8 protein-coding genes are annotated in these 13,017 nt (G+C 65.3%); 6 read left to right on the plus strand and 2 right to left on the minus strand.

Features of this window, described 5'->3' with window-relative positions:
* Positions 1 to 8: 8 nt before the first annotated feature.
* The 4 genes from VF769_RS13425 to VF769_RS13440 are packed head-to-tail and all read left to right on the plus strand — an operon-like array spanning position 9 to position 4,464.
* On the plus strand, positions 9 to 803 hold the full coding sequence (locus VF769_RS13425) for a hypothetical protein (RefSeq protein ID WP_331008929.1): 795 nt from the start codon (positions 9 to 11) through the stop codon (positions 801 to 803).
* Positions 719 to 2,056: an RsmB/NOP family class I SAM-dependent RNA methyltransferase gene (locus VF769_RS13430; protein ID WP_414731779.1), complete on the plus strand. Its 1,338-nt coding sequence runs from the start codon at positions 719 to 721 to the stop codon at positions 2,054 to 2,056. Before VF769_RS13425 ends, VF769_RS13430 begins: the two co-directional genes overlap by 85 nt.
* Positions 2,057 to 2,113: 57 nt before the next feature.
* Positions 2,114 to 2,776 carry a ribulose-phosphate 3-epimerase gene (gene rpe, locus VF769_RS13435; protein ID WP_331008931.1) on the plus strand — a complete coding sequence of 221 codons (663 nt, stop codon included), beginning with the start codon at positions 2,114 to 2,116 and terminating at the stop codon, positions 2,774 to 2,776.
* A gap of 53 nt (positions 2,777 to 2,829) precedes the next feature.
* Positions 2,830 to 4,464, plus strand: coding sequence for a heparinase II/III family protein (locus tag VF769_RS13440; RefSeq protein ID WP_331008932.1), 1,635 nt, complete (start codon positions 2,830 to 2,832; stop codon positions 4,462 to 4,464).
* Here VF769_RS13440 and VF769_RS13445 read toward each other — a convergent pair whose 3' ends face one another.
* On the minus strand, positions 4,465 to 5,103 hold the full coding sequence (locus tag VF769_RS13445) for a class I SAM-dependent methyltransferase (protein WP_331008933.1): 639 nt from the start codon (positions 5,101 to 5,103) through the stop codon (positions 4,465 to 4,467).
* Positions 5,104 to 5,269: 166 nt separating this feature from the next.
* On the opposite strand from VF769_RS13445, the gene purH reads away from it, so the two are divergent.
* Both purH and VF769_RS13455 read left to right on the plus strand, forming a co-directional pair.
* Entirely contained in the window at positions 5,270 to 6,856 is a 1,587-nt protein-coding gene (gene purH / locus VF769_RS13450; RefSeq protein WP_331008934.1) for a bifunctional phosphoribosylaminoimidazolecarboxamide formyltransferase/IMP cyclohydrolase, read from the plus strand.
* Between the two features lie 26 nt (positions 6,857 to 6,882).
* Positions 6,883 to 7,689 (plus strand): dienelactone hydrolase family protein, encoded by an 807-nt coding sequence (locus VF769_RS13455; protein ID WP_331008935.1) that lies wholly within the window; start codon positions 6,883 to 6,885, stop codon positions 7,687 to 7,689.
* Between the two features lie 101 nt (positions 7,690 to 7,790).
* On the opposite strand, the gene VF769_RS13460 is transcribed toward VF769_RS13455, so the two are convergent.
* A complete protein-coding gene (locus VF769_RS13460) occupies positions 7,791 to 12,662 on the minus strand; it encodes an NAD-glutamate dehydrogenase (RefSeq protein ID WP_331008936.1) in 4,872 nt (1,623 codons plus the stop codon).
* Positions 12,663 to 13,017 lie beyond the last annotated feature (355 nt).

Below are 13,017 nucleotides of genomic sequence, written 5' to 3' on the forward strand. Positions count from 1 at the left end.
GTCGCGGCATGCGTCGCCTCATCACGGTTCTTGCCGCGCTGTTCACCTTCGCCGCGCCAGCGGCGGCGGAGCGGTTTGTGCTGCGCTACGACGCCACCGGCATGGGCGTGATCCCGCTCGGCGGTATCGTCGTCGATGCCGATGTCCGCGACGATGGCTATGACGTCGCCACGTCGCTGCAATCGAGCGGCTTCATCAACGTGTTCGAGCGCACCGCGATCGAGGCTTCCGCCTCGGGCGACATCCACAATGGCGCTGTTTTCTGGCGACGCTACGATCTCGATCACAGGTACAGCCGCAAGCGCCGCCAGATCGCCCTGCAAGTGGGAGAAGGCGGCGCCGTGAGCGCGGAAATCACACCGAACTACCGCCTCTGGGGACAGCCTGCGACCAATGACGCGCAACGCCGTCTCTCGCGCGATCCGCTCTCATCAATGATCGCGATGTCAATCGATGTCGGTCAAACCCGTCGTTGCGCCGGCGCCTACCCAACCTTTGACGGACGTTTCCACTACCTGCTCGAAATCGCCGACGGCCAGATCGAGAGCGTCGACGACGCCGGCTATCAAGGCGATGTGCTAAAATGCTCGCTCGCTTATGTCGCCGTGGCCGGCTATGAGCCGCGCGATGCTGGCCGCACGCGTATTCCCCATGGCGAAGTCTGGTTCGCTTTGATGCCCGACTCGAATTTCGCGCCGGTCGTGCGGATCACCACGCCCTGGCCACGCCGCGCCGTCATCCGCCTCACCGAGTTCCGTCGTGCGCGCGTCGACGTGCAATACACGAACGCGCCTACGCCTTGAGTGCTCGCCGCGCCGCCACCGATTTGCTCGTCGCCGTGATGGAACGCGGCCGCGCGCTGGAAGATGCGATGGCCGAGACGCCAAGCTTCAGCGCGCTTGAAGGCCGCGACCGCGCCTTCGCGCGTGCGCTTGTGACGGCCGGCCTGCGCCGCCTCGGCGGCGTAAACGCCGTGCTCTCCCAATTCCTGCAGCGGCCGCTACCCGACAGCGCCCAGCATGCGCGCGCACTATTGCATCTCGGGGCGACGCAATTGCTGGTGCTCGGCACGCCCGCGCACGCCGCCGTAGGCGAGACGGTCGAAACCGCCAATCACATGCGCGAGGCGCGCGGCTTCGCCAAGCTGATGAACGCCGTGCTACGCAAGGTGGCCGGCAATGGTGCGGAAATTCTGAAGTCACTGCCCCCAGGCGCCGATCTGCCGGCTTGGCTCTACACGCGCTGGCGCGCGACCTATGGCGAGGCGGCGCCACGCATGGCCGAAGCCCTGTTGCACGAAGCCCCGCTCGACATCAGCGTGAAGGACGACGCCGCCGGCTGGGCTGAGAAGCTTGGCGGCGTGGTGACGCCGACTGGGAGCGTGCGCCTCAGCGATCCAGCGCCAATAGACACCCTGCCCGGTTTCGAGGATGGCGCTTGGTGGGTGCAGGACGCTGCGGCGGCGTTGCCAGCGAAATTGCTCGGCGACGTGCGGGGCAAGCGGGTGCTTGATCTCTGCGCCGCGCCTGGCGGCAAGACGCTGCAACTTGCCGCCGCTGGCGCTCACGTCACCGCGGTGGACAAGTCGGAGACGCGCTTGAAACGCCTGCGCGAAAACTTGGCGCGCACCAATCTCAAGGCCGACGTGATCTGCGCCGACGCGCTGGAATTCCGCGCCGAGCCGTTCGACGCCGTGCTGCTCGACGCGCCATGCACTTCAACTGGCACACTCCGGCGCCACCCCGACGTCGCTTGGCTGCGCCGGCCCACCGACGTGCGCGCGCTCGCCGAGCTGCAGGGCCCACTTCTCGCCGCCAGCGCCAAATTGCTGAAGCCCGGCGCGCCGCTTGTGTACGCCGTCTGCTCGCTCGAGCCCGAGGAAGGCCCTGGAATCGTTGCGGAAGCGCTGCGTAAGGGCTGGCGCCGCGAGGCGCTGACGAACGAAATCCCTGCCGAGTTCATCACCGCCGACGGTGACATGCGCACCCAACCCGGCTTCTGGCCCGAGCTTGGCGGCCTCGACGGCTTCTATGCCGCGCGATTGCTGCGCACTTAATCCACAAGGGAACCGGCTCGCCTTGCGCGCCCTCCCCGGCGCGGGGTACGAGAAGGTATGGCGCGGACGCTCATAGCACCTTCGATCCTTGCGGCGGATTTTTCCAAATTGGGCGAGGAAGTTCGCGCGGCGGAAGCCGCCGGCGCCGACATGATCCATGTCGATGTGATGGACGGCCATTTCGTGCCCAATATCTCCATCGGCCCAGGCGTGGTGAAATCGATCCGGCCGCACGCGAAGCTCCCGTTCGACGTGCATTTGATGATCGCGCCGGTCGATCCCTACATCCAAGCCTTCCGTGACGCCGGCGCCGACATCATCACTGTTCATCCCGAAGCCGGCCCACACGTGCATCGCACCTTGCAGGCGATCAAAGCGACCGGCGCAAAGGCCGGCATCTCACTCAATCCGGGCACGCCGGCAGAGGCGGTGGATCCAGTCATTGATCTGGTCGACCTCATTCTGGTGATGAGCGTGAACCCTGGGTTTGGCGGCCAGAGCTTCATCGAGACCGCGTTGCCAAAGATCGAAAAGCTGCGTCGCAAAATCGATGCGAGCGGACGCGACATCATCCTCGAAGTCGATGGCGGCGTGAACGCTAAGACGGCGCCGCGCGTCATCGCCGCCGGCGCCACGGCGCTCGTCGCCGGCACCGCTGTCTATGGCGGCGACCCAAGCGCCTACGCCGACAATATCGCGCGTTTAAGGGCGCCGGCCTGAGCGGCATGAATGCGCCGGTCTCCCCTCCCCGACGGCCGGTGAGGCCGATCCCGGTGAGCGACATCTGGCGCGCGAACCCGTTTCACCGGATACGCCTGCGCGACATCAATGCACCTGACCGCATCAATCAATGGGGCGACGATCCGCGCGTGGGCGATTCCGAGCGCGGGCGTGAACTCGGCCGCGGCCAATGGCGCATCGCCGCCGAGCGCATGGCTGGCGAACACGCTTTGCCCTGGCGCGCGCCGCATCCGTCACGCCATTTCACCGCACGGCTGCATTCGTTTTCCTGGCTGATCGACCTCGCCGCGATCGGGCCCTCCGCCAGCGGCCGAATCGCCGACCTGATCGAATCCTGGGTTGTTGATTACGGCGAATGGGACGAACTGGCGTGGGATCCGGAGCTCACCGCCGAGCGCTTGTTTGCGTGGCTCTGTTGGGGCCGGCCCGCGTTCGAGATGGGCGCGCCCGAGCATCGCGTCGCGCTGCTGCGCTCCGCGGCGCGGCAAGCGCGCATGCTGATGTTGGCGCAAAGCGAATTGAGCGAACGCCAACTGGGCTCGATCAAAGCCGGCGCCGCCCTGATCCTCGCCGGCGCCGCGGGATTTCCCGACGCCATCCGCCTCGCCGAGCAAGGCGAGGAGATGTTGATCGAGGCCTGCGCCAAGCAATTCTTCTCCGATGGCGGTCACCTCTCGCGCTCGCCCGAAGCCCTGGCCGATGCGCTCTGCGACATGGTCACCGCCTGCGAGATGCTGGAAGACCCGCCGCAGCTCGTGCGCGATGCCATGCCCAAGCTTGCCAACATGTTGCGCATGCTGCGCCTCGGCGATGGCGGGCTCGCCTGCTTCCACGGCGGCTCTGAGGATTCCGCGGCTTCAATCGACGCCGTGCTCGCGCGCGTCGGCGGCGAGCCGCGCAATTTCCAATTCGCCACGCACACGGGCTATCAACGCCTTGAGGCCGGCCCCCTGCGTGTTGTGTTCGACGTCGGCACAGCCCCGCCGCTCGCCTATTCCGAACGCGCACACGCCAGCGCGCTTTCTTTCGAGCTTTCAAGCGAGCGCGAGCGCATCATCGTCAATGTCGGCGCCACGCGAGAATTGGAGCCCGCCGCGCGCATGGCCGCACGCGTCACGAATGCGCACTCCACCCTGGTGCTCGCCGACTCGCTATCCGCCGCGCTCGAAGAACCGCGCCGTGGCAAAGGTCCGGCGCGCATCTCGGGCCCCACGCTGGACGACGTCCGTCGCTCGTCCGATGAAAGCGGCATCACCGTGCAGGGCCGTCATGACGGCTATCGCGACAAATTCGGCCTCCTGCACCGGCGCTATCTCTTCATCGACCACGAAGGCAAGAATCTGCGCGGCATCGATGAGTTGATCCGCCCCGTGAAGCTCAAAGGCGTGACCTGGAAGAAGGACATTCCCTACGTCGCCCGCTTCCACCTGCACCCGGACGTGCGCGCCAAACTGGTTGAGCACCAAATGGCGCTGCTGGAGACGCCGAGCGGCCAACGCTGGCGATTGCGCACCGACGCGCCCGAGATCAGCATTGAGCCTTCAATCTATTGGGGCGGCCCCGCCCCGCGCGAAAGCACGCAAATCGTGCTCACTGGCGCCGCCGACCCGATGGGCCACGGCCTCGCGCCACCCAATCGCATCCGCTGGGCGCTGGCGCGGGCTTGATCACATCTTCCGTGCGACGATGAAAGGCCGCACGTCTTTGCCTTTCGTGGCGTGTCGTGCGCGCTCGATGATCACAAAGCCCGCCCCGACGATCGCGCGCTCCAATTGCTCGGCAGATAAGAATGCGACATAGGGCGCTTTGCCTATCGCCTGCATAAGCGGCACCACCAACCGGATCGCCGGATTCATCTCCGACAGGCAGGGTGTTTTGGAAACAAACAAGCCCCCAGGCTTGAGTATACGATGCACGCCGCGCAAGGCGGCGTCCCGCGCGGCCACGAGATGCAGCACGTTGAAGCCAAGCGCGACATCAAACGCCGCGTCGGGAAAGGTCGACGCATCCGGCGTAACGACTTCGAACGAGACGTTCGTGACGCCCGCCGCCGCCGCCTTCTCGCGCGCAATGGCGATCATCTCGCTGGAGATGTCGGTGGCCGTCAGGTGACCGACCGACGGCGCGAGCTTGAGTGCGGTGGTGCCGGTGCCACAGCCGAACTCGAACGCCGCGTCGCCTGCCTTCAGATAGCGGCGCGTCTCCGCAAGGGTCCGCTCATAGCCAGCGACATCCGCGATCGGGTCCTTGGCGTATTTGCGTGCAGTGCGGTCCCAAAAGCGCGTGTCATTATTGGCCTGCGGCATGTCGCGTCTCCCTGGGCCGCGCCTCTAGCACACCCGAAGGCGCCGCCCGCATCGCTTTTATGAATGCGCCGCGCCAGACCGTCAGCCCGCCGCATTGACCACGCGGCGAGTCGAGGCCATGCACAGCCCAACAAATTCGTCACATTACCGGCCGAAAGGTCCCGCCATGACAGACATCCTCCCCATCAAGCGCGCCCTTATTTCGGTGTCGGACAAGACCGGCCTGATCGATCACGCCAAGGCGCTCTCCGGCCTGGGCGCAGCACTCATTTCCACCGGCGGCACCAAGAAGGCGATCGCGGACGCTGGGCTGAAGGTGGATGACGTCAGCGCAATCACCGGCTTTCCGGAAATGATGGATGGCCGCGTGAAGACGTTGCACCCGAAAGTGCATGGCGGCCTGCTCGCGCTGCGCGACAACGCCGAGCACACCGGCGCCATGAAAGAGCACGGCATCGAAGCGTTCGACGTGCTCTATGTGAACCTCTACCCGTTCGAGGAAACGGTCGCGCGCGGCGCCGACTTCGACACCTGCATCGAGAACATCGACATTGGCGGCCCGGCGATGATCCGCGCGGCGGCGAAGAATTACGGCTTCATCGCTGTCGCCACCGATGCGGACGACATGGCCGCGATTCTCGAAGAGGCCAAGGCACATGGCGGCACGACATTGGCGCTACGCAAAAAGCTCGCGGCGAAGGCCTTCTCGCGCACCGGCGCATATGATGCGGCCATCTCGTCTTGGTATGCGGATCAGCTCGGCGAGACGACGCCGACCTGGCGCGCGCTCGGCGGCAAGCTGAAGCAAAGCCTGCGCTATGGCGAAAACCCGCACCAGCACGCGGCATTCTATACAACAGCCGAGCAACGCTTCGGCGTCGCCACGGCCAAGCAGCTGCAAGGCAAAGAGCTCAGCTACAACAATCTGAACGACACCGACGCCGCGTTCGAACTGGTCGCCGAGTTTGATCCGAAGGAAACCGCCGCCGTCGCCATCATCAAGCACGCCAATCCGTGCGGCGTGGCGCAAGGCGCGAACTTGCTGGAAGCCTATCAGCGCGCGCTGGAATGCGATTCCGTCTCGGCGTTCGGCGGCATCGTCGCCTTGAACCGCCGCTTGGATAAAGCCGCCGCCGAAGCCATCGCCGACATCTTCACCGAAGTGGTGATCGCGCCAGAGGCGGATGAAGACGCGGTCGCGGTGTTCGCGAAGAAAAAGAACCTCCGCCTGCTCGTCACCGGCGGCTTGCCTGATCCAGCTGCGCCCGGCCTTTCAATCAAGACCATCGCCGGCGGCTTCCTCGCGCAGAACCGCGATAATGGTCGAGTCACCGCCGCCGACCTCAAATTCGTCACCAAGAAGCAGCCGACCGACGCGCAAGTGCGCGACATGATCTTCGCGTTCAAAGTCGCCAAGCACGTCAAATCCAACGCCATCATCTATGTGAAAGACGCCGCTACCGTTGGCATTGGCGCAGGCCAAATGAGCCGCGTGGATTCCGCGCGCGTCGCCCGCTTGAAGGCCGAAGACGTCGCGCACGCCAAGGGCTGGGCCGACCCCAAAACGATCGGATCAGTCTGCGCCTCGGATGCGTTCTTCCCCTTCCCCGACGGCTTGCTGCAGGCGGTGCAAGCCGGCTCAACGGCGGTGATCCAGCCGGGCGGCTCGATCCGCGACGACGAGGTGATCAAAGCCGCCGACGACGCCGAAATCGCCATGGCCTTCACCGGCATGCGCCATTTCCGGCACTAACGTCGATGCGGCCTTGTTTGCGCCGCATGATTTTTGCCATCATCGCCCTCGTCCTTGCGCTCATGGGTGCGGCGATGCCGGTTGCGGCGGAAACTTTGCAGGATCGCGTCGCATTGCTCGCGCCGCATTTCGACGTCGCGCGCCCTGAAGGCGACGGGCCATTCCCCGTCATCGTCATGATGCATGGCTGCGGCGGCCCGCGCCCGTTCCTCGATGAGATGAGCCAAGTCGCCGTGCGCGCCGGCGCGGCTGTGATCAACGTCGATTCCTATCGCCCGCGTGGCATCAGCCGCGTCGCGGCGCTTGCCACCGTGTGCACCGGCGCGCGCCTACAAGGCCGCGAGCGCGCCGGCGATCTCTACGCCGCCCTCGCCTGGGCGCGACAACAGAGCTGGGCCGACCAGTCGCGCCTCGGCGCCATCGGCTGGAGTCATGGCGCCTGGACCATCATGGACGCGCTCGCACTGCGGGCCGGCGCCGAGATGCGCCGCGCCACACGCCTGGAAGATTTGCCGGACGAACCGCTCGCGGGCTTGAGCGCGACATTGATCGTCTATCCCTACACGGGCGTGGGCTCGCTCGCGGGCCGCCGCGATTGGCGCCTCGCGCCACGCAGCACCGCTATCGTCGCGCAGCACGATTACATCGTCGGCCAAACCCGCGGCACACTCGAACGCCAGCGCCTGCGCAGCCCCTCGCTTGACATCGTATTCTTCGAGGGCGCCACCCACGCCTTCGAAGACCCGCACGCCACCGACCCCCGCGTCCGCTTCGACCCAGCAGCCACCGCGCGTGAGCACGACATGATCAGGGATATGATCGCGGGGCTGTAAGCCACATCGGACCGCCGGCTTCCAGCCGGCATCTTCATTTAACCGAGCACCGCCGGCGCAAGTTGAAACAGAGTGCCGGCTGGAAGCTGGCGGTCCGAGGATCAACGCACCGAGCTCACCAGCGCGTTGAACTCGGCTGAAATCAGCATCAGCTTGGCGAAGGTCCAGGGTCCCTGCGCGTTCAGCTCGGCGAACGCCGCTTGCGCGCGCGAGGCCGGCTGCCCGAGCGAGCCAAGCCAAGTTTTTGCCGCTTGCGTCACCGACGCCGCATCCGTGTGCGCCGGCGCGCCCAGCGCCTTCGCCGCCGCCTCCGCCAGCCTCAGCTGCATCTCGCCAAAATCATCCGCCGCGCGGCGTACGACCAAGCGGTCCCAATGCTGATCGAGCCGCAAATTCATCGCCGCATCGCGCAACGCATCGAGTCCAAGCTCCGCGCCGATCACGCAGTGCAAAGTCGACGCTGGCTGGATCGGCCACGCCGCGCGACGCGCCAAATCCGCCACGTCGAGCGAAAGCGTGAGCGGCGACAATAGCGCCGCCTCCTCGGCCAAATCCGCCGGGGCGCCGAGATCAAGCAAAGTCTTGCGGCGCACGTCCACCCGCTGCTGCTCGATCGTGGACAAATCGTCCAACAAGGTCTTGCGCTGCGCCTCAACCGGCTCTCGGTAGAGGCGCACAACGTCGAGGATCGAGGGCGGCGTCTCGCGGTCAAAGCCGCCATTGCGCGCGAGATATACGGTGCCACGCCGCAAAGCGCCCGCCACACGCTGGTGCAGCGCAATCTGCGCCGCCGCCGGCGCCTTATTGTCGAGCGCATTGATGCGATCGACCAAGGCCTCCAAATCGAAGATGCGCCGCGTCGCCTCGAACGCACGCGCCACGGTCACGGCGTCGGCGCGCGAAATATCGCGGACGCGATCCACGAAAGACGGCCCGCAGCGATTGACGACATCGTCGGCCCACTTAGTGGCGATGATCTCGCGATGCAGACGGTGCGTCTGCATCTGCGGCTCGAATTTCCAGAGCTCTTGCGGGAAATAGGTCTTCAGCGGCTCTTTGAACGCCGGGTCGTTCGGCGCATCCGACGCCACGATCGCGTCGAACAGGTCGATCTTTGCGTAAGCGACGAGCTTGGCCAGTTCCGGCCGCGTCAGTCCTTGTTTCGCTGCGCGTAACGACGAAATCTCTCCCGTCAGCGGCAGCCCTTCGACCCGACGCGACAGCTTTCCCGCCGCTTCCAGACGCTGAATGAAGCGCTCGTGGCTATCGAGATCGGCCGTTGCGCTCGCTTGAGCAATGCTTATCGCGCCGGTCTGATTGTAATTGTCCTCCAATACCAGCGCACCAACTTCATCGGTCATCGACTCGAGCAGCTTGTCGCGGGCGTCCGCCTTCAACGCACCGCTGCGGATCGCATCGCCCAGCAAGATCTTGATATTGACCTCGTGGTCCGACGTATCGACGCCGGCGCTATTGTCGATCGCGTCCGTATTGATGCGCCCGCCATTGCGCGCGAAGGCGATGCGGCCCTTCTGGGTGACGCCAAGGTTCGCGCCCTCGCCGATCACTTGCGCACGCACATCCTCGCCATCGACGCGGATCGCATCATTGGCCTTGTCGCCGACGTCGGCGTGGCCTTCGCTGCGCGCCTTGATGTAATTGCCAATGCCGCCAAACCAGAGCAGCTCGCACTGGCTAAGTAAGAGCGCGTGCATCAGCTCGGTGGGCGTCACCGACGCCTTCTCGATGCCGGTCAGCGCCGCGATCTCCGGTGAAATGTCGATCGACTTCAGGCTGCGCGAGAACACGCCGCCGCCCTTGGAGATCAGCGCCTTGTTGTAGTCCTGCCAGGACGTGCGCGGCGTATCAAACAGACGCTTGCGCTCCACCCAACTCGCTTCAACGTCGGTCGGGTTTGGATCGATGAAGATGTCGCGGTGATCGAACGCGGCGAGCAGCTTGATCTTGCGCGACAACAACATGCCGTTGCCGAACACATCGCCCGACATGTCGCCCACGCCGATGACACTGAATTCTTCGTTCTGGATGTCCTTGCCGATCTCGCGGAAGTGGCGCTTCACCGCCTCCCACGCGCCCCTGGCCGTGATGCCCATGGCTTTGTGGTCGTAGCCGACCGAACCGCCCGACGCGAAGGCGTCGCCCAACCAATGGCCATATTCGGCGCTGATGCCGTTGGCGATATCGGAGAAGGTCGCTGTGCCTTTGTCGGCGGCGACAACGAGGTAGGCGTCATCGCCGTCCCAGCGCACCACCTTTTCCGGCGCCTTCACGCCATCGGCGGCGATGTTGTCGGTGATGTCGAGCAGGCCGCGCAGGAAAGTCTTGTACGCCTCCACGCCCGCTTCCTGGAAACCAGGCGCGCCGCGCGCCGGCAAACGCTTCGGGAAGAAGCCGCCCTTGGCGCCAACCGGCACGATAATGGCGTTCTTCACCTGCTGCGCTTTAACGAGATCGAGCACTTCTGTGCGGAAATCGTCGCGCCGGTCGGACCAGCGCAAGCCGCCGCGCGCCACCGGACCGAAGCGCAGATGCACACCTTCGACCTGCGGGCTTGCGACCCAGATTTCGCGGTATGGCTTCGGCGCCGGCAATTCGGCGACGGCGTGGCTGTCGATCTTGAACGACATATACGCCTTCGGCTGCCCATCGGGGCCCAGCTGATAATAATTCGTCCGCCGGATCGCCTTCACCAAATGCGCAATGCGGCGCAGTGCGCGGTCTTCGTCGAGGCTGACAACATCGTTCAGCGCCGCTTCAATCAAGAATTCCAGCTTTGACGAGCGGCTTTCCCGCGTCTCCATGGTCTCCGGCAAATTCGGATCGAAGCGCGCTTTGAAGAACGCGAGGATCAGCGCGGCGATCTTTGGATTGTTCGCCAGCGCCTGTTCCTGCACCGCTTGGGTCGGATCGAGTCCGGTCTGCTGACGATACCGCGCCAGAGCGCGCACCAGGGCCGCTTCGCGCCACGAGCATGGCAGCGCCAGGATCAGGCGATTGAAACCGTCATTCTCGGCCTTGCCCGTCCATATCGCGGCGAAGGCGTGTTCGAATTGCTTGCCGGCGCGCTCGAGATCGATTGGTTTGCCATCAGCGGAGCGCGTCTCGATGTCGTGCACGTGGATGCGCTGCGCCGGATAGAGCGCGCCCGCTTTCAGCTGCAGCTCGAAATTCACTTCCGAGTCGACGAAGAGCCCCATGTTCTCAAGAATTGGCACGGTGGCCGAGAGCGCCAACACATCGCCACGCGCATAGAATTTGCAGCGCATCGTGTTTTCGGCGTCGTCTGGCAGACGATAGGCGCGTGCGCGGATGATCTCCTCGTCGTGCGCGGTCAGAATCTGCGCTGTGTCGATCAGCGCCTCATGCACCGGGTAACGTTCGCGATAAGCCGCCGTGAACGCGCCCTCGAAACGCGCCTCCACTTGCTCCCGCGCCGCCGCACTGAACAGATCGCTGCGCAGCAGATCTTCGCCAAACGCATCTTCCCAAGTGTGCGTGAGCGCCGCGACTTCCGCGTCGAGCACCCGTGGGTCGGGATCGGCGCGCGTCTTGTCGATGTCGCCGATCACGAACAGCACGCGTGCAAGCTGGCCTTCGCCCAGTTGCGGCTGGAAGCTTTCGACCACCCCGCCATAGCGTCGGGCGATCGCTTCGCCGACACGTTCGCGCAGCTCCGAATTGAAGCGTTCCTTTGGAATATAAGCGAGCGCGGAGGCAAAACGGTTGAACCGGTCGCGACGCGTGAACACACGCGCGCGCGGGCGATCCAGCAGATGCAGAATGCCGCGCGCGATGCCGAGCAAATCCTCGCGCGACATCTGCCACAGCTCTTCGCGCGGGTAATATTCGATGATCTTGCGCAACGACTTGGCGTTGTGGCCGCCGGCGGCGAACCCCGCTTGCTCCATCACCCACTCGGCCTTGCGGCGCAGGATCGGGATATTGCGCGTCGGCTCGGTGAAGCTCTCGCTTGTGAAGAGACCGACGAAGCGCACTTCGCCGATCGCCTCGCCCTTGTCATTATAGCGCTTCACGCTGACGAAATCGGCGGCGGTGCGGCGATGCACCCGCGCGCGGATCGTCGACTTGGAGACGACCAGCGGCGTCGGCTCATCCATCAGCCGGCGCAATTCCGGCGTCAGCATCATCGGCTCGGCCGAGCTGCGCAGAACGTAAAGATCGAGATCGCGCAGCACGCCGAGGCAGGTCGCCGAAAGGATCTCTGGTTCGTCCGGCTTGTAGCTGCCGTCGGGCAGACGCTGATACTTGTAATCGCGCGAGCCGAGGAAGGTGAACTTGTCGGCCGCGAGCCAGCGCAGCAGCGCGACCGCCTCCGCCACCTCGTCCGCCGGCGCATTGCTCTTGGCCCCTTCCAGCTCTTCGGCGCACGCCAGCATGCGTTGGCGCATGGCCTGGAAGTCCTTCACCGAGACGCGCACCGCCGCCAGCGTATCGCGCACCCCCTCATGCAGCGCCTTCGCCCGCTGCGCCGACAGACGCGGCAAGTGCACCTGAATGAGCGATTCTCGCCCGCGCCCATCCGGCGCCGGCGCAACCGGGTGGAACATGGCAAGCGCGGCCACGCCTTGGTCGGCCAACTCGCCCATGACCGAATCCACCAGGAACGGCATGTCGGGGCCGACGATCTCCAGGATGTCGCGCTCCAGCGCCCGCCCGCCCGCACCAATGCCCGGGCGAATCCGCGAAGATTGCTGCTCCGGCGTCCGCTCGCCGCGCCACAGCCAGAACTCGTGCGCCAGCGCCGCCAGATCAGCCAGGCTCAGATCGCCCAATTCGTCGGCGGAGGCGTCTTCATAGAGCCCCCGCAGGAATGCCTCGGCGGCTGCGTCGATGGCCCCGTTGGCGCGAAAGGCCGGCCAGGGACCTTGAGCTGCGGTTGTGATGAATTGATCGGCGGTTTGCGGGAGTTCCGCACGCGCAGCGGCGTCCATGAAGCGTTTCCTGAGAGCGTCCGGCGCCGCAATTCGGCAGGCGCTGGAACGCGTTAGATTTTGGCGCGAACCTAGCCTCCCCAGCGGAAGGCGCAACACCGATACGGCCGTTCTCCGACCGCAAAGTCGGCCAAGCGGCCTGCGTTAGCGCATGGCCGGATCACACAAGCACGATTTCAGAAAATTGGCGGCGCCGTCGGACGGGGACAAGCTGTCCGACGGCGCCTGCAGGCCTCGCAGCAGGCTGGGTGGGGGACGCACGCGGAGGCCTGGTCCTGGGACGGTCACGGTCCGCGTGAATGAAGCCCCCCGCTCGAGCCCACACAAAACGGATCGATACGTCGAATGACGTTTC

This window comes from Vitreimonas sp. (assembly GCF_036392335.1).
In the GTDB taxonomy this organism is placed as follows: Bacteria; Pseudomonadota; Alphaproteobacteria; order Caulobacterales; family Aquidulcibacteraceae; genus Vitreimonas.

Excerpts from the sequence above, each read along its gene's own strand:
- VF769_RS13455 (WP_331008935.1), top strand. The coding sequence starts at position 6,883 with ATGATTTTTGCCATCATCGCCCTCGTCCTTGCGCTCATGGGTGCGGCG.
- rpe (WP_331008931.1), top strand. The coding sequence starts at position 2,114 with ATGGCGCGGACGCTCATAGCACCTTCGATCCTTGCGGCGGATTTTTCC.
- purH (WP_331008934.1), top strand. The coding sequence starts at position 5,270 with ATGACAGACATCCTCCCCATCAAGCGCGCCCTTATTTCGGTGTCGGAC.
- VF769_RS13445 (WP_331008933.1), bottom strand. The coding sequence starts at position 5,103 with ATGCCGCAGGCCAATAATGACACGCGCTTTTGGGACCGCACTGCACGC.
- VF769_RS13460 (WP_331008936.1), bottom strand. The coding sequence starts at position 12,662 with ATGGACGCCGCTGCGCGTGCGGAACTCCCGCAAACCGCCGATCAATTC.
- VF769_RS13425 (WP_331008929.1), top strand. The coding sequence starts at position 9 with ATGCGTCGCCTCATCACGGTTCTTGCCGCGCTGTTCACCTTCGCCGCG.